This window comes from Microbacterium sp. NPDC057944 (assembly GCF_042887445.1).
GTDB classification, from domain to species: Bacteria; Actinomycetota; Actinomycetes; order Actinomycetales; family Microbacteriaceae; genus Microbacterium; species Microbacterium natoriense.
This window is the reverse complement of record NZ_JBHVPJ010000001.1, coordinates 1,624,178-1,644,540: the sequence shown is the minus strand read 5'-3', so window position 1 is coordinate 1,644,540 and position 20,363 is coordinate 1,624,178. Positions and strand designations below refer to the sequence as shown.

Below are 20,363 nucleotides of genomic sequence, written 5' to 3'. Positions count from 1 at the left end.
GTCGCGTCGGCGGATCAGTCTGCGTGGTCGAGCACGGCCGACAGGGTGCGGCGGGCCAGCTCCGCCCTGTCGTGCGGGGCCCACTTGACGAGCGAGTGCGCGCTCATGCCGTCGACCATCGCGAGCAGCAGCCAGGCGGCCGACGCGGGGTCGACTCCGCCGGGGCCCGAGGCGCGGATCACGTCCTCCAGCCCGCTCTGCCACAGGTCCATCTCCTCGCGCACCCGCTGGCCGAGGGCCTCGTTGCGGGCGCCGAGCGACCACGACTGCACCCACACCAGTGCAACGTCGTCTCTGGTGCGGTCGAGCAGCGTCTCGACCAGCGCCTGCAGGTTCTCCCTCAGGTCGCCGCTGGGGGCGAAGCCGCCGAGCACCTCGTCGCGCTCGGCGGAGACGATGTCTCCGAAGACCTCGGCGACGAACTCGTCCATGACGGGGCGGTAGTGCGCGATGAGCGCGGGCGTCACGCCGACGCGGCTCGCCACCGCGCGCACCGTGAGGGCCTCCAGGCCGCTCTCGTATGCGAGCGCGGTCGCACCGTGCAGGATCGACCGCTCGCGCTCCTCCGGCGGCATCCTCCGCGGTGCCGCGGCTCTTGACGTGGTGCTCATCGGGAGATACCGTAGCACTCGTTGATCGGGTGTTCAATAGCGATGACGCGCTCACCCGCCACCAGCGAGGAGAACCCCATGAACTGGCGAATGCCCGCCGAGACAGCCCGCCACGACCGCATCTGGATGGCCTTCCCCGCCGAGGGCCCCACGCTCGGCGAGAGCGCAGCGGAGCGCGAGGAGGGGTACGCCACGTGGACGGCCGTCGCGCACGCCACGTCGGAGTTCACCCCCGTGTCGATGCTCGTCGACCCGAGTGAGCTCGACCGCGCCCGGCGCATGCTGAGCGGCGCGATCGAGATCGTCGAGGCTCCGGTCGACGAGTTCTGGATGCGCGACTCCGGACCGACGTTCGTGGTGTCGGACGACGGCCGCCTCGGCGCCGTCGACTGGATCTTCAACGGCTGGGGCGCCCCCGAGTGGGCGCAGTGGCAGAAGGCGTCGCAGCACGCCCGCATCATCGCTGGCGCGGTCGGCGCCGAGCTGGTCAGCTCCGTCCTCGTGAACGAGGGCGGCGGCATCCACGTCGACGGCGAGGGCACCGTGCTCCTCACCGAGACGGTGCAGCTCGACCCCCGTCGCAACCCCTTCGCCGACCGTGAGCGCGTTGAAGCAGAGATGCTCCGCACGATCGGCGCCACGAAGGCGGTGTGGCTGCCCCGCGGCCTCACCCGCGACTACGACGACTTCGGAACCAACGGCCACGTCGACATCGTCGCCACGCTCGCCTCCCCCGGCCGTCTGCTCCTGCACGAGCAGCAGAACCCCGAGCATCCCGACTTCCTCGTCTCGCAGGCGCTCCGCGCACACCTGGAGCAGCAGACGGATGCCGCTGGCCGCAGCTTCGAGATCATCGGCCTGCCCGCCCCCTCCACCCTGAGTGACGACGAGGGCGTCGTCGACTGGAGCTACGTCAACCACCTCGTCACGAACGACGGCGTGATCGCGTGCGGCTTCGGCGACGAGCAGGCTGACGCCGCCGCCCGCGCGATCCTCGCCGACGCGTACCCTGGCCGCTCCGTGGTGACGGTCGACGCTCGGCCGTTGTTCGCCCGCGGCGGCGGCATCCACTGCATCACTCAGCAGCAGCCGACCCTCTGACGGCACTCAGCAGCGAACGAGACGAAACGCCTCACCCCCAAGGAGCATTCATGTTCGATGTCGTCGAAGCCTCCATCGCCGACCTGCGCCGCGCGCTCGAGACCGGAGCCGCCACCTCGGTGGAACTCGTCGAGGCGTACCGGGCGCGCATCGCCGCCTACGACGCCCCCGGCACGGCGACCGCGCTGAACGCCGTCGTCGTCGTGAACCCGGACGCATCGGCCGAGGCCGCCGCATCCGACGCTCGGCGGGCGGCGGGGGCCCTGCTCGGGCCGCTCGACGGCATCCCGTACACGGCGAAGGACAGCTACCTCGTGAAGGGGCTCACCGCGGCCTCGGGCAGCCCGGCGTTCGCGGATCTCGTGGCGCAGCGCGACGCGTTCACGATCGAGCGGCTGCGCGGGGGTGGGGCGATCTGCCTCGGACTCACGAACATGCCCCCGATGGCGAACGGCGGCATGCAGCGGGGCGTCTACGGACGCGCGGAGAGCCCGTACAACGGCGACTTCCTCACCGCCCCGTTCGCCTCGGGCTCCTCGAACGGCTCCGGCACGGCCACCGCCGCGAGCTTCGGCGCGTTCGGGCTCGGGGAGGAGACGTGGTCGAGCGGGCGCGGACCCGCGACCAACAACGCCCTGTGCGCCTACACGCCCTCGCGCGGAGTGATCTCGACGCGCGGCAACTGGCCCCTGGTGCCCACGATGGACGTCGTCGTGCCGCATGCGCGCACCATGGCCGACCTGCTGGAGGTGCTCGATGTGATCGTCGCCGACGACGCGGAGACCCGGGGCGACTTCTGGCGTTCGCAGCCGTGGGTGCCGCTGCCCGCGGCATCCGCCGTCCGGCCGGAGTCGTACCCGGCGCTCGCGGGCTCGGTCGCTCTCGACGGCGTGCGGATCGGCATCCCGCGCATGTACATCAACGCCGACCCGGATGCCGGGACGGCCGAGAACCCCGGCATCGGCGGCCCGACCGGACAGCGCATCGAAACCAGAGACTCCGTGATCGCCCGCTGGGAGGCGGCCCGGCGCGACCTCGAAGCCGCCGGCGCGACCGTGGTCGAGGTCGACTTCCCCGTGGTGTCGAACTACGAAGGCGACCGACCCGGCGCTCCGACCATCGCGACCCGCGGCCTGGTGACCCCGGAGTACCTCGAGCGCGAGATCGTCGACCTGTCGGCGTGGGGCTGGGAGGACTTCCTGCAGGCCAACGGCGACCCGGCACTGTCGACCCTCGCCGACGTCGACGGAGCCTCGATCTTCCCGCACCCCGAGGGCGCCCTGCCCGACCGCTACACGGGGTTCGACGACGACATCGCCGAGTACCCCGGCTGGGTGCGCGACAATCCCGGTGTCGGGTTCCTCGACATGCCCGAGCTCCCCGACGGCCTGCGCGGACTGGAGGAGACCAGGCGACTCGACCTCGAGGAGTGGATGGACGGGCTCGACCTCGACGCCGTCGTGTTCCCCGCGGTCGCCGACGTGGGCCCTGCCGACATGGACGTGAACGCGGCATCCGCCGACCTGGGCTGGCGCAACGGCACCTGGATCGCGAACGGCAACCTCATGGTGCGCCACCTCGGCGTGCCGACCGTGACTGTGCCGATGGGACTGATGGACGACATCGGAATGCCGATCGGGCTCACCTTCGCCGGGCGCTCCCACGACGACAACCGCCTGCTGGCGCTGGCCGCCGCGTTCGAGGCGACGGGGGCTCCCGGCTCTCGCCGCACTCCCCCGCCCCGCACCCCGCGCCTCTAGTCGCGCGCGACATCCCCGCGCTCCCCGCACTCCTCGCATCCCGGTCTCCGCGCCGGGACCTGCACGTCCCCACAGCGCTACGCTGATCGCATGGACGACGGAGGGATCGGAACGTTCATCCTCTGGCTCCTCGGCAGCGCGGTCTCCTGGGCAGTCTTCCTCGTGCTGCTCCTCGTCGCGGCCTCCGTGCTCGTCTGGCTTGTCATCGCCGTGGTGCTCGGCGTCTTCGAGACCCGTCGCGCGCGACGCGAACGGGAGACCCCGCCCGAGTCCGAAGCCGAGGATCCTCCCGACATTTCATCATTGTGACGCCCGACACAGAAGTGATATCTTCAACGGCATGGGCACCGAGAATGAGCGCGCACTCGAAGAGGGCATCGTCACCGACCTGACCGGGCGGATGACCTACGGCTCGTACCTGTCGCTCGACCAGCTGCTCACGGCGCAGCATCCGGTCAGCGTGCCCGAGCACCACGACGAGATGCTGTTCATCATCCAGCATCAGACCACCGAGCTCTGGCTCAAGCAGCTGCTGCATGAGCTCTCCTCCGCTCGCGAGCTGCTCGCGAGCGACGACCTCCGCGAGGCGCTGAAGCGGGTCGCGCGGGTGAAGAAGATCCAAGACGTGATGACTCAGCAGTGGTCGGTCCTCGCGACGCTCACGCCGACCGAGTACGCGCAGTTCCGCGGCGCGCTCGGCAGCTCCTCCGGCTTCCAGTCGGTGCAGTACCGCGCGGTCGAGTTCGCCCTGGGCAACAAGAACGGGAAGATGCTCGGCGTCTTCCGCGATCACCCCGCGAACCTCGCCCTCCTGACGGCCGAGTGGGAGAAGCCCACCCTGTACGACGAGTTCCTGCGCTACGCCTCGCGCCGCGGCCTGCCGGTGCCGGCCGAGATCCTCGAGCGCGACGTGCGCCTGCCCTACCGCGAGACCCCCGCGCTCGTCCCGGCGATCCGCGAGATCTACCAGAACCACCAGGAGAACTGGGATCTCTACGAGGCCTGCGAAGACCTCGTGGACCTGGAGGACAACTTCCAGTTCTGGCGCTTCCGCCACCTGAAGACCGTGGCCCGCACGATCGGCATGAAGATCGGCACCGGCGGTTCCAGCGGCGTCGGCTTCCTGCAGCGGGCCCTCGACCTCACGTTCTTCCCCGAGCTGTACACCGTGCGCACCGAGATCGGCGGCTGATGAGGGCCGCGACGTTCTTCGACGGAGAGGGATGGCGCGAGGGAACGCTGTCCGTCCACGGCGACCGGATGCTGCTCGCCTCCGACTCCCCGGCATCCGACCTGCCGCGCCTCGACGGCGTGATCGTCGGCGGCTTCACCGACCACCACGTGCATCTTCAGCTCGTCGAGCACACCCGACTCGACGGCTCGCGACTCGGCCGCGTGGTCGACCTGGGGGCGAACCCGGACGTGGTCGCCCGGCTCGCCGTTCACAACTCCTCAAGAATCGTCGTCGCCCCCGGGGAATCGCGCCGTTTGGCCTCGGAGTCCGCAGATCTTGAGGAGTTGCGAACACCGACCGCCGGACGCGCGACCGACGTCGAGTACGCCGGGGCCTTCCTCACCGCGGTCGGAGGGTATCCGTCCGACCGGAGCTGGGCTCCGACGGGATCCTTCCGCGAGATCGCGACCGCCGAGGATGCCGTCGCGGCCGTCGCCGAGATGGCGGATGCCGGAGCCACGCGCATCAAGGTTGCCTGCAACAGCAGCGCGGGGCCGGTCCTTGACGACGACCTCTTCCGCACGATCGTCGGACAAGCCTCGCAGCGCGGACTCCCCGTCGTCGCCCATGCGGAAGGACCAGGCCAGGCGCAGCGCGTCGCACGGCTCGGAGCCCGCTCCCTCGCGCACGCCCCGTTCACCGAGCGGCTCTCCGACGCGGAGATCGCCGCGCAGGCGGCATCCGTCTCCTGGATCTCCACCCTCGCCGTCCACGACGACGCCGGCCGGGCGATCGCCGTCGACAACGTCCGCCGGTTCCACGCCGCGGGGGGCGCCGTGCAGTACGGCACCGACATGGGCAACGGCCCCACGCCGGTCGACCTGAACCCGCGCGAACTCGACGCGCTCTGCGAGGCGGGCGTCGACGGCCCCGCGCTGCTGCGGGCGCTCGCCCCGGTCGATCCGCTCGATCCGGCATCCGTGCTGCTCGTGCTCCCCCACCCGACCTCCGACCCGATCGACGCCCGACCCCTGAAGGTGTGACATGACCGACCTGCTCGCCACCGCCCGCTCTCTCGACGCCGCCGATCCGCTGCGCTCGCACCTCGCGGCGTTCGCCGACATGCCCGGCGTCGGGGCGTATCTCGACGGCAACTCCCTCGGCCGCCCGCTGCGCGACATCCCGGAAAAACTCGCCGCCTTCGTGCGCGAGGACTGGGGCACCCGGCTCATCCGCTCGTGGGATGAGCAGTGGATGGCCCTGCCGATGCAGCTCGGCGACCGCATCGGCGCTCTCGCCCTCGGCGCGGCGGCCGGGCAGACCGTGGTCGCCGACTCCACCAGCGTGCTCATCTACAAGCTCATGCGCGCAGCCGCAGGGGCGGACCCGACGCGCACGGAGCTCGTGATCGAGGCCGGCAACTTCCCCACCGACCGCTTCATGGCGGAGGGCGTGGCCTCGGAGACCGGCATGACCGTCGTCTGGCTCGAACCAGACCCCGTGCACGGGGTGACCGTCGCCGACGTCGAGGCCGTCGTCTCGGCCCGCACGGCGCTCGTGTCGCTGAGCCACGTGGACTACCGCTCCGGAGCTCTGGCCGGCATGCCGGCGATCACCGCGGCCGTGCACGAGGCGGGCGCCCTGATGATGTGGGACCTCTGCCACTCGGTCGGCGTGATCCCGATGCAGCTCGACGAGTGGGGCGTCGACCTCGCGGTCGGCTGCACCTACAAGTACCTCAACGGCGGGCCCGGTTCGCCGGCCTTCGCCTATCTGCGCCGATCGCTGCAGGGCGTGCTGCGGCAGCCGATCCAGGGATGGTGGAGCGCTGCCGACATCTTCGCGATGGGGCCGGAGTACGTGCCGGCTGGCGACATCCGCCAGCTGCTGAGCGGCACCCCTCCGGTGACCTCGATGCTGGCCATGCAGGGCATGCTCGACCTCATCGAGCAGGCGACGATCGAGGGCGTGCGCGCCAAGTCGCAGTCGTTGACCGATCTCGCGGTGACGGCCTACGACGAGGTGCTGGCCCCGCTCGGGGTGCGCCTGCTGAGCCCGCGCGATGCGGACCTCCGCGGCGGGCACGTCACGATCGGCCACCCGGACTTCCGCGAGGTCACGCAGCGGCTGTGGGCCGACGGCATCATCCCCGACTTCCGGTTCCCCGACGGCATCCGCCTCGGGCTCTCGCCGCTGAGCACCTCGCACGTCGAGACGATCACGGGGGTCCTCGCTGTGCGCGACGCTCTGGAGTCGCATGGCCGCTGATCAGCTCCCGGTGCTCGATGACATCGACGCCCGCCCCGGCAGCACGGCCTCGCTGCTGCGGACGATCGTCGGCCTGTACCTGCGCCGCCTGGACGGCTGGATCTCCGCGGCCGATCTCGTCTCGCTCGCCGGGGACCTCGGCATCCCGTCCGCCCTGGCCCGCACCGGCATCACCCGGCTCAAGCAGAAGGGCCTGCTGCTCGCCGAGCGCGACGGCACGGCGGGGTATCGACTGAGCCCCGCGGCGCTGCCGATGCTGGAGGCGGGTGATCGACGCATCTTCCGGATGCGCACGATGACGGATGGCGACACCTGGTGTCTCGTGTCATTCTCGATCCCGGAGAGCGAGCGCAGCGTGCGCCACCAGCTGCGCAAGCGGCTGCAGTGGATCGGGGCCGGTGTGGTCTCCCCTGCGCTGTGGATCTGCCCCGGTCACCTGCAGGACGAGGTCGAGCGCATCCTCGACGACCTGGGCGCCCGGCAGTGGGTGACCCTGTTTCCCGCGGGTGCGCCCACCACGGCCGTGCCCGTCGTGGAGGCCGCGGCGAAGTGGTGGGATCTCGACGCGCTGCGCCGCGAGCACCTCACGTTCCAGGAGTCGCTCTCGGTCCTCCCCACCGCGCCCTTCGCCGCCTACGTGCAGCTCGTCGACACCTGGCGCGTGCTGCCGTACGTCGATCCGGGGCTGCCGCCCTCGATGCTCCCTGAGGACTGGCCGGGGGCGCGCAGCTTCGACGAGTACGCCCGCCTCTCGTCCGCCCTCGCCGAACCCGCGTGGGGGCACGTGCGCGGCGTCACCGGCGGCTAGGGCTGACACCGCCGAGGTCTCCGGACACTGTCGGCCCACGCAGCGCGCCAGAACTCCGGAGATCCGGGCGGGATCAGCGCGCAGAGCGATGACTCGCCGTCGCCGATCCCGGATCTCCGGAGCTCTGGCTGGCAGGGCATGGGCCCCGCCCGCGTAGGACCTCAGGCGGAGTCCTCGACCCCCCGGAGGAACGCGAGCACGTGCTCCTCCAGCCGCAGGATCCGCAGGTCTCTGGCGAGCTCGCGATCGTAGCCCTGGTACGCGAGGGGCGGGAGCACGCGCACGTTGCGCGAGCACCCGAACTCGGCGCAGATGAGCGTGCCGATCGAGTCGCCCTTGCGCCCGGCAGGTCCTGCCTTGCGCGCGACGAACAGCTGCACGTCGTTGCGGAGGGTGACGTCGTCGCACCAGGAGCACTGGGCGCGTGAGGCGACCCGCTGCTCGGCGCGCTGCAGGAACACGCCGACCGCCTGCTCGTCGCGCCAGGCGATCACATAGGCGCGGCGGGGCTGCTTCGGATCGACCCAGCCGAGGTAGTCGGGCCGATCGAAGTCGATGTCGGCGAAGCCCGGAGGCAGCGTGAGGTCGGAGACCTCCTTGCGGGAGGCGTTGATGAAGGATGCGCGGATGGCGCGCTCGTCGATGGGACGCATGACAGAACAGTGCTTTCGTGGAAGGGGGTGAGGTGGGTACGTCTCAGCACCGGGGACGGGGGTTCCGCCTCCGGCTGATCGTCAGCCTCTGCCCGCGGCGCTGAATGCGCCTGCGGCTCCGTTCCGCGCCTGACCGGCGCTCATCGACAACAGCACCCGGCGAGCTTACACCCGTTTGTTTCGTCTCGTGTCGGCGCCGGTTCCCTCGCCGTGATCCCGCGCCTACTCTTGCGGGAACGCCATCCGATCGACAGGAGAACCCCGTGTCCACGCCGCTGAACCGCCTTTCGCCCCTCCCGGTGCGTGAGCGTGCGGCGTGCATGTGCCAGCACGGAGACGTCTGCTCCTCGTTCGCGTCGGGGCACGGTCTGCATCTGATCCAGGCCCGACTCGCCTCGGCGACGCCTGCGGAGTGGATCGACGCGATCGTCGAGCAGTCGGATGCCGACTCCGGCGAGCTCGTGGTGCGCACGCTCGACGGCGAGGCGCACTCGCTGTGGAACGCCACCGGCGCCGCGCTCGAAGCCGCAGCGGGAACGCCGGTCGCCCTGCACGTGCGCTACGGCGTGCTGGCCGTCGGGCGGACGCAGTTCAACGTCGCCTCGATCTGAGGCGGCGCGGATCCGTTCCGGATCAGGCGGCCGCCATCATCATGTCCTTCATGGCCATGCAGGCGTCCATGCAGGCCTTGCACGCCTGAGCGCACATCTTGCAGACCTCGCTGTCGTCGGCGTGCATCATGCACATGTCCATGCAGGTCTGGCACATCGCCATGCAGGCGTCGAGCATCGACATCATCGACGCGGGGGTCATGCCCTGCATCCGCATCATCGAGCGCATCATCGTGTTGCACATGTCGGCGCAGTTCATGCACGACGGCGCGCAGTCCATCATCTGCGTGGAGCACACGGTGCAGGCCTGCTCGCAGGCCGAACACGCGTCCATGCACGCCTGCATGACGGACATGTCCATCATCGCCATGTCGGGCATCGACATCATGTTCTTCGACATGGCGCCCATCATCATCGAGTCCATCGCACACCGCTCTCCTCTGGGGGGTCAGCGGGCAGGACAGCCCGCCTGACGCCAGAGTAGTCCCCGCCGCATCGCACGTCGATGGGCGGTTTCCGCTGTCATGCGAGAAGCCGGATGTCAACCCCGTAGCCCTCCTCGCACTCGGATGCGAACGTGGCCTCTTCGAGTGATCCGTCGACGAGAGGAAGAGCGCATGAGCGCAGCAGACGACATCAAGAACGCCGCCGAGAAGCTGGCCGGAAAGGTCAAGGAGGGCGTGGGCAAGGTCACGGACAACGAGAAGCTCGAGGCCGAGGGCCGCGCCGACCAGGTCAAGGCGTCGGCGAAGCAGGCCGCGGACGACGTCAAGGACGCCGCCAAGAAGGCCGGCGAGAACCTGCGGGACAGCTTCAAGGAGTAGTCGCGCGGGCCCACGGGCCCACCACGTGTCGGAAACGCCTCCCCTCACGCATGCGGGGAGGCGTTTCCGATCCACCCCTCCCTCTTCGGCAGTAGGGTCGGGCTGTGTCATCCTTCGCCCCTCTGCAGCGGCTCGTCATCACGATCGCGATCCTCGCCTCCTTCGTGACCTTCCTCGACGGCACCGTCGTCAACGTCGCGCTCCCCGCGATCAGCCGGGAGCTGGGCGGAGGCATCACCACCCAGCAGTGGGTCGTCGACGCGTACCTCATCACACTCAGCGCGCTGATCCTGCTGGCCGGGTCGCTCTCCGACGCCTACGGCCGCGTGCTCGTGATGCGGATCGGCCTCATCGCCTTCGGCGTGGCATCCGTCGCCGTCGCCTTCGCCCCCGACCCGCTCGTGCTGATCATCGCCCGCGCGGGACAGGGCGCCGCAGGAGCGCTGCTCGTGCCGAGCTCCCTGGCGCTCATCACCGCGACGATGCGCGCCGACGTGCAGTCGCGCGCGATCGGCGTGTGGACGGCCTTCACCACGGCGGCGCAGCTGGTCGGCCCGCTGCTCGGCGGCCTCTTCGTCGACTTCCTGTCCTGGCGTCTCGTCTTCCTCATCAACGTGCTCCCGATCGCCGTGACGCTCTTCCTGCTCTCGCGACTGAAGCTCGACGAGCGTCGGAGCGGCGTCCGAGTGGACTGGTGGAGCGGGGCGCTGTGCGCGCTGGGACTGGGATCCGTGGTGTTCGCGCTCATCGAGCAGCCGACCAGGGGCTGGGCCTCTCCGGTGATCTGGGGCCCGGGCATCGTCGGCATCCTGCTGTTCGCGCTGTTCCTCTGGCGGCAGGATCACTCGGCGTCGCCGCTGCTGCCGATGTCGCTGTTCCGCGTGCGGGACTTCGCCTGGGGCAACCTGGCGACGCTGTTCGTCTACGCCGCCCTGTCGCTCAACGGCTTCGTCGTCGGCGTGTACCTGCAGCAGGGAGCAGGTCTCACGGCCACCGCCGCCGGGCTCGCGAGCCTGCCGATGACGATCCTGATGATCCTGGTCAGCTCGCGCGCCGGCGCCTGGGCCGGACGCCTCGGCCCCCGCATCTTCATGACGGTCGGCCCCCTGGTGATGGCCGCCGGCGCAGTGATGCTGCTGCTCGTCTCGGAGCACTTCGACTACTGGTGGCAGGTGCTTCCGGCCATGATCGTGATGGGCCTCGGTCTCTCGCTGACGGTGGCTCCGCTGACCGCGGCGATCCTCGGCGCGATCGACGAGGCGCACTCCGGCATCGCGTCGGCCGTCAACAACGCCGTCGCCAGGGTCGCCGGTCTGCTCGTCGTCGCGATGCTCTCGACGATCGTGGGCGGCACGCTGGACCTCGCCGGATTCCACAGCGCGGCCTGGGTGACGGCGAGCCTGCTCGTGCTCGGCGGCGTCGTGTCGTGGATCGGGATCCGCCGCAATCCCGCCGAGGAGGCGCAGGCGGCGGACGCCGCCGACGCACCCCGTTGACCGTGTCGGTGGCCCGGCGCAGACTGGGGGCACCGCCACGAAACCGGAGGATCATCGTGAGCACCACCCCTCTGCCCCCTGTCGTCGACGCCGCCACCTGGCGTCGTGAACTCGATGCGCTGCGCGTGCGGGAGAAGGCCGCGACCCGCGAGCTCGATGCGATCGCGGCGCAGCGTCGTCGCCTGCCGATGGTCGAGCTGCCCGAGTACACGCTCGTCGGCGCCGACGGCCCCGTGCGCCTCGCCGATGTGTTCGACGGGGCCTCTCAGCTGATCGTCTACAACCACATGTGGTCCGACGGCAACGAGTGGCAGTGCCCGGGCTGCACCGGATTCACCTCGCAGTTCACGCGGCTCGACGTGCTGGACCGGTACTACGACGCGTGCTTCGTGATCGTCAGCAACGGCCCGATCGAGGAGCTCCTCACCTACCGCGAGCGTGTGGGCAACCGGATGCAGTGGTTCTCGAGCGCCGACAGCTCGTTCGGCGCCGACATGGACGCCCCGCCGAACGCCGGCTTCGGCGTGAACGTCTTCCTGCGCGACGGAGACACCGTCTACCGGACGTGGCACACGGAGGGTCGAGGCACCGAGCGCCTCAGTCATCTGCAGGGCCTGGTCGACCTTCTTCCCTACGGCCGCCAGGAGGAGTGGGAGGACTCCCCCGAGGGCTGGCCGCAGCATCCGACCTACAGCCAGGGCATGGGCTCGAAGGAGATCGGCGCGCTGTACGGGGCGGGGAGCTGATCCGCCGCCTGGCCGCGACGGCCGCCCTCGCTCTTCTCCTCGCCCTGACCGGATGCTCGACGGACGCCTCCGGCGATATCGCCCTCCCGCCATCCGGCGCCGTGCCCGACTACCAGCTCGGCGGCGCGTATCCGCCCGCCGACGGAGTGGGCATCGTGGGCCGTGATCGCTCCGCCGACCCCGCAGACGGGGTGTACTCCATCTGCTACGTGAACGGCTTCCAGACCCAACCGGGAGAGCTCGAGTCCTGGGCGCAGGATCTGCTGCTGCAGCACGACGGCGACGTCGTGTTCGACCCGGACTGGCCCGACGAGGCGCTGCTCGACACTTCGACGGCCGACCGGCGCGAGCGCATCGCGGCGACGGTCGGGCCGTGGATCGACGGATGCGCGGATGCCGGCTTCGACGCCGTCGAGTTCGACAACCTCGACTCGTACACGCGCTCCGACGGCGCTCTCTCCCTCGACGACAACCTCGCACTCGCGGCGATGCTCGTCGACCGCGCGCACGCCTCTGGTCTCGCCGCCGGGCAGAAGAACGCGGCTGAGGATGCGGCGGTCCTGCACGAGAAGGCGGGGTTCGACTTCGCGGTGACCGAGGAGTGCGCCGTGTACCGGGAGTGCCCGCGGTACACGGAGGTGTACGGCGAGCACGTCATCGACATCGAGTACGTCGACGAGCTGCCGCGACCGTTCGCCGAGATGTGCGCCGACGGGGAGTCCCCAGCGTCGATGGTGCTGCGCGACCGCGACCTCGTCACGCCGGATGACGAGGATTACGCGTTCGAGACCTGCTAGCCGGCGCTGTCGAGGAAGGCCCGCACCTCGGCGACGACGGGGTCGACCGTGGCCTGCGGCACCGCGTAGCCGCGCTCGGCGAGCCACTCGTCGTCGTAGAGCTTGTCGAGGTAGCCGCGCCCGTGATCGGGGAGCAGCACGACGACCACGTCGTCTTCGGTGAGGGCGGATGCCGTGCGGAGCGCGGCGACGACCGCCATGCCACTGGAGCCGCCGACGAACAGCCCCTCCTCGGCGGCGAGGCGACGGGTCATCGCGAAGGACTCGGCGTCCGAGATCCGCTCGTACCCGTCGACGACGGAGGGGTCGAACGTCGAGGGCATGAAGTCCTCCCCCACGCCCTCCACGTGGTAGCCGTGGATCGGCCCGCCCGAGTAGATCGAGCCCTCAGGGTCGGCGCCGATGACCCTGACTCGCCCGTCGCTCGCCTGCTTGAGGTAGCGGCCGGTGCCGGTGATGGTGCCGCCGGTGCCGATGCCGGCGACGAAGTGGGTGACACGGCCGTCGGTGTCGCTCCAGATCTCCGGACCGGTGGTCTCGAAGTGCCCGCGCGGACCGTTCTGGTTCGCGAACTGGTTGGGGTTGAAGGCCCCGGGGATCTCCGCGGCCAGACGGGCGGCCACGCTGTAGTACGAGCGCGGATCGGCGGGCTCGACGCTGGTCGGCGTCACCACGACCTCGGCTCCGTAGCCGCGCAGGGTGGCGACCTTGGCACCGGCGAACTTGTCGGGGACGACGAACACCATCCGGTATCCGCGCTGCAGGGCGACGAGCGCGAGGCCGACGCCGGTGTTGCCGCTCGTGGCCTCGACGATCGTGCCTCCGGGCTTCAACATGCCCTCGCGCTCGGCGGCGTCGATGATCGACGCGGCGATGCGGTCCTTGGCGGAGCTGCCGGGGTTGAAGTACTCGACCTTCGCGAGCACGGTCGGACGGATGCCGGCCGCGACGGCGTTCAGGCGGACGAGGGGCGTGTGGCCGACGAGTTCGGCGATGTGCTGGGCGTAGCGCACGGGAGTTTCCTGACGTTCAGGGGCGCGCGGCTGACGCGCGCGGTTGTGTGGGGTCGGTGGAGGCGAGCGGAACGCTCAGCGACAACAACGACACGTCAGGGACACACCGGAACTGTAACCCGAGTCGAGGCCCGCCGCAAACCCGCGCATCGGCGCCGCCCCGCGCACCCGCACGCGCCGTGCGGGTGCGACCGGATCAGCGACGCGAACGATCAAGGCCGAGGATCGGACCGGTGAGCGGAGCCGCGGTCTCCCCCGGGGGCCCTGGAGGCAGAGCCGGCAGCGCCGTGTCGCTCAGCCACGACTCGAACAGGCCGGCCAGCGGCATCCCGCTCACCGACTCGGCGAGCGCGACGAAGTCGGCCGTGACGGCGGTGGCGTAGGCGCGCGCCGAGGTCCACGCGCGTAGCACGCCGAAGAACGCCTCATCGCCGATCGTCAGCCGCAGCGCCTGCAGGGCGAGGGCGCCCCGCTTGTACACGCGGTCGTCGAACATCGCGTCGGCCCCGGGGTCGGCGAGCACGACGTCCTGCTCCAGCTCGGCGAGGCGAGCGTGATGGGCGAGCGCCTTGGACTGCGCGCTCGGACCGCCCGACGTCTCCGACCAGATCCATTCGGCGTAGCAGGCGAAGCCCTCGTTGAGCCAGATGTCGCGCCAGCGGCGCAGACCGACGCTGTTGCCGAACCACTGGTGCGCGAGCTCGTGCGCGACGAGGCGCTCCAGTCCGTGCTCGCCGTCGATGTGGTTCGCGCCGAAGATCGCCATCGCCTGGGCTTCGAGGGGGATCTCCAGCTCGTCGGGGGTGACCACCACCGTGTACTCGCCGAAGGGATACGGTCCGAACGAGCGCTCGAAGGTCGACATCATCCCCGCGAGGCCGTCGAAGTCCGCGTGCACGCGAGCCGCCAGCGCCCGGGGGTAGAACAGCCGCCCCGGCACGTCGCCGAGCGGCATCCGCTCCTCGGTGTACTGACCGATCTGCAGGGTCATCAGGTAGGTCGCGGTGGGCACGGGGATGTCGAACACCCACACGCCCCGACCCCGCGAGACCGAGCGCGACGGCGGCACGGAACCCACCACGGTGTACCCGGGATCCGTCGTCACCCGCACCGCATAGGTCGCCTTGTCGTACGGCACGTCGTTGCAGGGGAACCAGGTGGCGGCGCCGGTCGGCTGCGAGGCGATCAGCAGCCCGTCTTCGAGCTCCTCCCACCCGAGGGCGCCCCATCGCGTGTGTCGCGGCTTCGGCGCACCGGCGTACTCGATCGTCGCCCGCACGACATCGCCGGCGGGCACCGTGCCGCCCAGCGTGACCTTGACCTTGCGATCGGTCTGGGTGAAGTTCGTCCGCGACTGCCCGTCGATGCGGACCTTCCTGACGCGCAGACCGACGAGGTCGAGCGCGAAGGCCGCAGTGTCCTGCTCGATGCGCACGTCGATCACCGCGGTGGCGGTGAGCCGATTCGTCGACAGCTTGTAGTCGAGATCGAGGTCGTAGTGCTCGACGCGGATGCGCGGGTCGCCGGAGTGCGGGGTGTACGGGTCGACGTTCATCCGTCCGCCGCCTGGTAGGCACGCACCGTCACGGCCCGCCACGGGCCGATCGGGTTGCCGCTCCAGCGACTCCCGGCGGGTACCGTCTCGCCCCGCATGACGAGGGATGCCGGCCCCACGGTCGCGTCGGCGGCGATGGTCGCCGCGGGCAGCACGACCGAGTGCGGGCCGAGGGTGGCACCCGATTCGAGGGTGACCGTGTCGATGCTCATCACACGATCATGGAACAGATGGGTCTGAACCACACAACCGCGGTTCACCGTCGCCCCGTCGCCGAGGCTCACGAGGTCGGGCTCAGGGAGCCAGTAGCTGTCGGTCCAGACGCCGTGGCCGATCTTCGCGCCGAGGCTGCGCAGCCAGACGACGAGGGCTGGGGTCCCTGCCGCTGCGGTGGCGAACCAGGGCGCCGCGACCATCTCGGTGAAGGTGTCGGCGACCTCGGTGCGCCACACGAAGCTGGACCAGAGCGGATGCTCGCCCGCCCTGATCGGTCCGACGAAGATCCACTTCGCCGCGGTCGTGATGGCGGCCGCGAACGCTCCGGCCGCGAGCAGGACGGCGCCGGACAGCAGGATCGCGATCGGCAGTCCCCAGGTCTCGGTGATCCAGGCGAGGCCGAGCAGCACGGCGAGTCCGAGGCCGCACGTGACGAACACCGGGAGGATGCGGCCGAGCTCCCACAGGCCGCGCGCCCACCGCAGCGACTGCCGCGGGCGGTAGGTGCGCTCGAGGTCGGAGTCGTTCACGACGCGACGCAGCCGCACGGCCGGCGATCCGAGCCAGGACGAGCCCGCCTTCGCCCGCTCCGGAGCGACGGAGAGCACGGCGATCAGACCGTCTTTCGGCACGCGGTGACCGGCGGCGGCCAGCCCGGAGTTGCCGAGGAAGGCGCGCTTGCCGATGCGCGCCTTCGCGATGCGCATCCATCCGCCGTTGAGCTCGTAAGTGCCGACCATGGTGTCGTCGGCGAGGAAGGCGCCGTCGTCGATCACGGTCATGCTGGGGATCAGCAGCACCGTCGACGCCTCGACCTCCCGACCGACCTTCGCGCCGAGCATCCGCAGCCAGATCGGGGTGAACAGGCTGGAGTAGATCGGGAAGAGGAGTGTGCGGGCGGAGTCGAGCAGGCGCTCGGTGGTCCAGGCCTGCCAGGCCACCCGTCCGCGCACGGGGTGCACGCCCTCGGTCAGCCCGATCGAGAGCACCCGAACGATGAGCAGCACCGCCGCCGCGAACACGAGACCGGTCACGAGCACGGCGGGCACGAGCCACAGCACGAGCGGTCCGATCGCCGCGGCCAGCGATTCCGAGCCGCGGATGCCGGCCGCCAGCACGAGGCCGCCGACCGCGAAGGCGAGGAACGGCAGCAGCCCCAGCAGCGCGGAGGAGCCGCCGTATGCCCACAGCCACCGGCGGCGCTTCGGGGGAGCCTCCGAAGCGAACGGCATGCTCTTGCCGCCGACTCGCGCTGCGGGGGAACCGGCCCAGCGCTGCCTGGCGCGCACCCGCCCGAACACCGCGGAGCCAGGGGCGATCTCGGCCCCACGCCCGATCTTCGTGCCGGGTGCGAGCGTGCTGCGTGCGCCCACGGTGGCGTCGGCGCCGATCCGGATCTCGCCGATGCGCACGGTGTCGCCGTCGATCCAGTAGCCGGCGAGGTCGACCTCCGGCTCGATCGCCGCGCCCTCGCCGATGTGCAGCATCCCCGTCACCGGGGGGAGCGAATGGAGGTCGACGCCCTTGCCGATGCGGGCGCCGAGAGCACGGGCGTAGAAGATCACCCAGGGGGCACCGGCGAGCCCGACCGCATCGACCTGATGCGACACCTGCTCGGCGAGCCACAGCCGCAGATGCACGCCGCCGCCGCGGGGGTAGTCACCGCCGCGCACGCCGGCCAGCAGGAGCCGGGCGACGAGGGCCGACAGGGCCATCCGTCCGAAAGGGGTCACGAACACGAGGAGGCCGAGGAGGATCGCCCAGCCCGGTGCGGTCGGGAGGAAGTCGAACCCCGGCACGAGTTGCAGCAGCCAGCTCGCCGTCAGCAGCCAGGTGATCCAGCGAGCCCCGGAGAGCATGAACAGCGGGATGCCGAGCAGCGTCTGCACCCACTGCATGCGCCGCGGCGTGGGGGCCGCAGCGGTCGCCGTGCGGACCTCCTGGTCGGTGGCGACCTCGTCGACGGCATCCGCCATCTGCCGCAGCCTCGGCAGGTCGTACACGTCGGCCATCGTGAACTCGGGGGCGCGCGTGCGGATGCGCGAGACCAGCTGCGCCGCGGCGAGCGATCCGCCGCCGAGCTGGAAGAAGTCGGCGTTCTCCTCGGTCGGGCGCATGCCGAGCACCGAGAACCACTGCTCGGCGAGCCACGCGGCCGTGCCGGACAGGGTCGAGTCCGCGGCGTCCTGATCGACGAGAGGCCAGGGCAGAGCGGCCTTGTCCACCTTGCCCGAGGTGCGGACGGGCAGATCGTCGACCACCGCGAGGAGCGGGATGAGCGGGGCGGGGAGGGCTTCGGCGAGCTGGGCGCGGGCGCGCTGCCGGTCGAAGCCGTCGGCGGGGACGACGTAGCCCACGAGCAGGGCGATGCCGGCATCCGTCCTGCGCACGGCGACCGCTGCCGCGGTGACGTCGTCGATGGCCTGGAGCGCCGCCTCGACCTCGCCGAGCTCGATGCGGCGACCGCCGATCTTGACCTGATCGTCGACGCGCCCCTGGAAGATCAGGCCCTCCGGGTCGGCGCGCACCATGTCGCCGGAGCGGTAGGCACGGTCCCAGCCGAGGGTCGCCATCGGAGCGTACTTCTCGGCATCCTTGGCCGGGTCGAGATAGCGGGCGAGGCCCACTCCCCCGATGATGAGCTCTCCGGCCTCGCCGTCGGCGACGAGCCGACCGTCGGCGTCGACGACCGCGAGAGCCCAGCCGTCGAGCGGCAGGCCGATGCGCACGGGGCCGTCGCCGTGCATGATCGTCGCACAGGCGACGACGGTCGCCTCCGTGGGGCCGTAGGTGTTCCACAGCTCGCGGCCGTCGCCGACCAGTCGGGCGACGAGTTCGGGCGGGCACGATTCGCCGCCGAAGATGAGCAGCCGCACGTTCTCGACCGTGTCCTGCGGCCACAGCGCCGCCAGCGTCGGAACCGTGGAGACCACGGTGATGCCGTGACCGATCAGCCAGGGTCCGAGGTCCTCGCCGGAGCGCACCAGGGCTCGCGGCGCGGGCACCAGGCAGGCGCCGTGCCGCCACGCCAGCCACATCTCCTCGCACGAGGCGTCGAAGGCGACCGAGAGACCCGCGAGCACGCGATCGCCGGGGCCGAGGGGCGCGTCCTGCAGGAACAGCCGGGCTTCGGCGTCGACGAAGGCCGCGGCCGAGCGGTGCGAGACGGCCACGCCCTTCGGAGTGCCGGTCGAGCCCGAGGTGAAGATGATCCACGCGTCGTCATCAGGGGTGGGCGGGGCGACGATCGGAACGGCCGAGGTGCTGGGGTGCGGGTCGGCTCCCTCGAACAGGCCGCTCTCCTCCGCCGCATCCGCCGGCGTGAACACGCCGCCGGCTCCGATCACACCGCGCACCCGCGCCTCGCCGAACACGAGGTCGGCGCGCTCCTGCGGATCATCCGCGTCCACGGGCACGTAGGCCGCGCCCGCCGCGAGGATCGACAGGATCGAGATGTACAGCGCACGCTCGCCCGACGGCATCCGCACGCCCACGCGGTCGCCGCGGCGCACGCCCTGGTCGTGCAGACGCGCGGCCGTCACGTTGATGCGTGCGATGAGCTCGGCGTAGCTGATGGCGCCGGCCGCGTCTTCGATGGCGGAGGCATCGGGATGCCGGGCGGCGGTGTCGCGAAGGATGTCGATGAGCGTCCGGGGATCCGGCGCCTGGGCGGTGCGGTCGTAGCCCTGCTGCACGTCTGGCACTGTCGGTCTGTCGCTGTCTGCTGGCGCTGTCGGGTGGTCTCGCTCTCGCCCGGTCAGGAGGAGAGCAGCGCGATCAGCTGCGCCTTGGTCAGGCGCGAGTAGCCCGTGCGACCGGCCGCTCGGGCGCGGGCGCGCAGAGCCGTGACGGTGAGCGCATCGAGGTCGACGGATGCCGCGGCCTTCGGGGTCGCCCGCCGAGCGGGCGCGGGTGTGGCCGGAGCGTTCGCGGGGGCCTTAGCCGGGGTCTTCGCCGGGGTCTTGGCCGGGGTCTTGGCCGGGGTCTTGGCCGTGGTGGCCTTCGCGGCGAGCTTCTTCTCAACCGGGCTCTTCGCCGCGGGCGTCGCCTTCTCGGGCGCGGCCGGGCCTGCGGACGCCGATTCCACGGCGTTCTCGGGCGCGGGGGTCTCCGAGCGCGTGACTGCATCTGACTTCTTCTCGGCGGGCTTCTTGGTGACGGCCGTCTTCTCCGCGGGCTTCTTCACCGTCGCCTCGACCGCAGCCTTCTTCGCTGAGATCAGCTTCTTCTCGACAACATCCTTCTTCGAGGACGCCGTCTTCTTCTCGACCGGCTTCTTCTCGACCGGCTTCTTCTCCGCCGACTTCTTCTCGACCGACTTCTTCTCCGCCGACTTCTTCTCGACAGGCTTCGTCGCCGCCGTCTTCTTCTCGACCGCTGCCGTCGCCGACGACGTCTTCTTCGCGATCTTCGCGGTCGCCTTCTCCAGGCGCGCGGTGGCCTCGACCGCGGTCTTCTCGACCTTGCGAGGCTTCTTCACGAGCTTCTTCTTGGACGGCTGCGCGGCATCCTTCGCCTCATCGACCAGCGCGCGCAGCTTCCTGCCGTCCTTCTTCGGGAGGGCCTTGCTCAGCTTCTTCGCGTCCTTCGCCGCGGCGGCGGCCGCATCGAGCGCCGCTTCTGCCGACTTCTGCGCCTTGGTCTTCTTGGCCATGGGGTCCTCACCATCCGATCGGGCGGCGCGGGGAGCCCGGGCCGCAGCGCGACACATGGTACTCGTGGCCGGTGAA

General features: G+C 70.8%; 19 protein-coding genes. 13 read left to right on the top strand and 6 right to left on the bottom strand.

What is annotated here, in order from left to right; genetic code table 11:
* Positions 1-14 precede the first annotated feature (14 nt).
* The gene (locus tag ACFVRO_RS07395) at positions 15-611 is read right to left on the bottom strand and encodes a TetR/AcrR family transcriptional regulator (protein ID WP_341941316.1); all 597 of its coding nucleotides are present in this window, start codon (positions 609-611) and stop codon (positions 15-17) included.
* Between the two features lie 78 nt (positions 612-689).
* Between ACFVRO_RS07395 and ACFVRO_RS07390 the strand changes: the two genes are divergently transcribed.
* The 7 genes from ACFVRO_RS07390 (at position 690) to ACFVRO_RS07360 (ending at position 7,722) form a co-directional block, all read left to right on the top strand.
* Entirely contained in the window at positions 690-1,712 is a 1,023-nt protein-coding gene (locus tag ACFVRO_RS07390) for an agmatine/peptidylarginine deiminase (protein ID WP_386950910.1), read from the top strand.
* 50 nt (positions 1,713-1,762) lie between these two features.
* On the top strand, positions 1,763-3,472 hold the full coding sequence (locus ACFVRO_RS07385; protein WP_386950908.1) for an amidase: 1,710 nt from the start codon (positions 1,763-1,765) through the stop codon (positions 3,470-3,472).
* A 90-nt stretch (positions 3,473-3,562) separates the two neighbouring features.
* Positions 3,563-3,781: a hypothetical protein gene (locus ACFVRO_RS07380; protein ID WP_386950906.1), complete on the top strand. Its 219-nt coding sequence runs from the start codon at positions 3,563-3,565 to the stop codon at positions 3,779-3,781.
* 31 nt (positions 3,782-3,812) lie between these two features.
* Complete coding sequence (locus ACFVRO_RS07375; RefSeq protein ID WP_386950904.1) at positions 3,813-4,664, top strand: tryptophan 2,3-dioxygenase; 852 nt, start codon at positions 3,813-3,815, stop codon at positions 4,662-4,664.
* Positions 4,664-5,689, top strand: coding sequence for a hydrolase (locus ACFVRO_RS07370; protein WP_386950902.1), 1,026 nt, complete (start codon positions 4,664-4,666; stop codon positions 5,687-5,689). Before ACFVRO_RS07375 ends, ACFVRO_RS07370 begins: the two co-directional genes overlap by 1 nt.
* 1 nt (position 5,690) lies before the next feature.
* Positions 5,691-6,914 (top strand): kynureninase, encoded by a 1,224-nt coding sequence (locus tag ACFVRO_RS07365; RefSeq protein ID WP_386950900.1) that lies wholly within the window; start codon positions 5,691-5,693, stop codon positions 6,912-6,914.
* Entirely contained in the window at positions 6,904-7,722 is an 819-nt protein-coding gene (locus ACFVRO_RS07360; RefSeq protein WP_386950899.1) for a PaaX family transcriptional regulator C-terminal domain-containing protein, read from the top strand. The genes ACFVRO_RS07365 and ACFVRO_RS07360 overlap by 11 nt, the downstream gene beginning before the upstream one ends.
* Before the next feature lie 161 nt (positions 7,723-7,883).
* Here ACFVRO_RS07360 and ACFVRO_RS07355 read toward each other — a convergent pair whose 3' ends face one another.
* The gene (locus ACFVRO_RS07355; protein ID WP_386950896.1) at positions 7,884-8,375 is read right to left on the bottom strand and encodes an FBP domain-containing protein; all 492 of its coding nucleotides are present in this window, start codon (positions 8,373-8,375) and stop codon (positions 7,884-7,886) included.
* A gap of 263 nt (positions 8,376-8,638) precedes the next feature.
* Between ACFVRO_RS07355 and ACFVRO_RS07350 the strand changes: the two genes are divergently transcribed.
* The 6 genes from ACFVRO_RS07350 (at position 8,639) to ACFVRO_RS07325 (ending at position 12,849) form a co-directional block, all read left to right on the top strand.
* Positions 8,639-8,986 (top strand): hypothetical protein, encoded by a 348-nt coding sequence (locus tag ACFVRO_RS07350; RefSeq protein ID WP_386950893.1) that lies wholly within the window; start codon positions 8,639-8,641, stop codon positions 8,984-8,986.
* Between the two features lie 128 nt (positions 8,987-9,114).
* Complete coding sequence (locus ACFVRO_RS07345; protein ID WP_386950891.1) at positions 9,115-9,459, top strand: hypothetical protein; 345 nt, start codon at positions 9,115-9,117, stop codon at positions 9,457-9,459.
* A 144-nt stretch (positions 9,460-9,603) separates the two neighbouring features.
* Positions 9,604-9,810: a CsbD family protein gene (locus tag ACFVRO_RS07340; RefSeq protein ID WP_386950888.1), complete on the top strand. Its 207-nt coding sequence runs from the start codon at positions 9,604-9,606 to the stop codon at positions 9,808-9,810.
* 104 nt (positions 9,811-9,914) lie between these two features.
* Positions 9,915-11,306, top strand: coding sequence for an MFS transporter (locus tag ACFVRO_RS07335; protein WP_386950886.1), 1,392 nt, complete (start codon positions 9,915-9,917; stop codon positions 11,304-11,306).
* 53 nt (positions 11,307-11,359) lie between these two features.
* Positions 11,360-12,052 (top strand): DUF899 domain-containing protein, encoded by a 693-nt coding sequence (locus tag ACFVRO_RS07330; RefSeq protein WP_386951614.1) that lies wholly within the window; start codon positions 11,360-11,362, stop codon positions 12,050-12,052.
* On the top strand, positions 11,956-12,849 hold the full coding sequence (locus ACFVRO_RS07325; RefSeq protein WP_386950883.1) for an endo alpha-1,4 polygalactosaminidase: 894 nt from the start codon (positions 11,956-11,958) through the stop codon (positions 12,847-12,849). The genes ACFVRO_RS07330 and ACFVRO_RS07325 overlap by 97 nt, the downstream gene beginning before the upstream one ends.
* Here ACFVRO_RS07325 and ACFVRO_RS07320 read toward each other — a convergent pair.
* From ACFVRO_RS07320 to ACFVRO_RS07305, 4 genes are all read right to left on the bottom strand, one after another.
* The gene (locus ACFVRO_RS07320) at positions 12,846-13,862 is read right to left on the bottom strand and encodes a PLP-dependent cysteine synthase family protein (RefSeq protein ID WP_386950882.1); all 1,017 of its coding nucleotides are present in this window, start codon (positions 13,860-13,862) and stop codon (positions 12,846-12,848) included. The genes ACFVRO_RS07325 and ACFVRO_RS07320 overlap by 4 nt on opposite strands.
* A gap of 196 nt (positions 13,863-14,058) precedes the next feature.
* Positions 14,059-15,417, bottom strand: a complete 1,359-nt coding sequence (locus ACFVRO_RS07315; protein ID WP_386950879.1) for a M1 family metallopeptidase — start codon at positions 15,415-15,417, stop codon at positions 14,059-14,061.
* The gene (locus tag ACFVRO_RS07310) at positions 15,414-19,337 is read right to left on the bottom strand and encodes a Pls/PosA family non-ribosomal peptide synthetase (protein ID WP_386950875.1); all 3,924 of its coding nucleotides are present in this window, start codon (positions 19,335-19,337) and stop codon (positions 15,414-15,416) included. Before ACFVRO_RS07310 ends, ACFVRO_RS07315 begins: the two co-directional genes overlap by 4 nt.
* Positions 19,338-19,390: 53 nt before the next feature.
* On the bottom strand, positions 19,391-20,287 hold the full coding sequence (locus ACFVRO_RS07305; RefSeq protein WP_386950872.1) for a hypothetical protein: 897 nt from the start codon (positions 20,285-20,287) through the stop codon (positions 19,391-19,393).
* Positions 20,288-20,363: the final 76 nt, after the last annotated feature.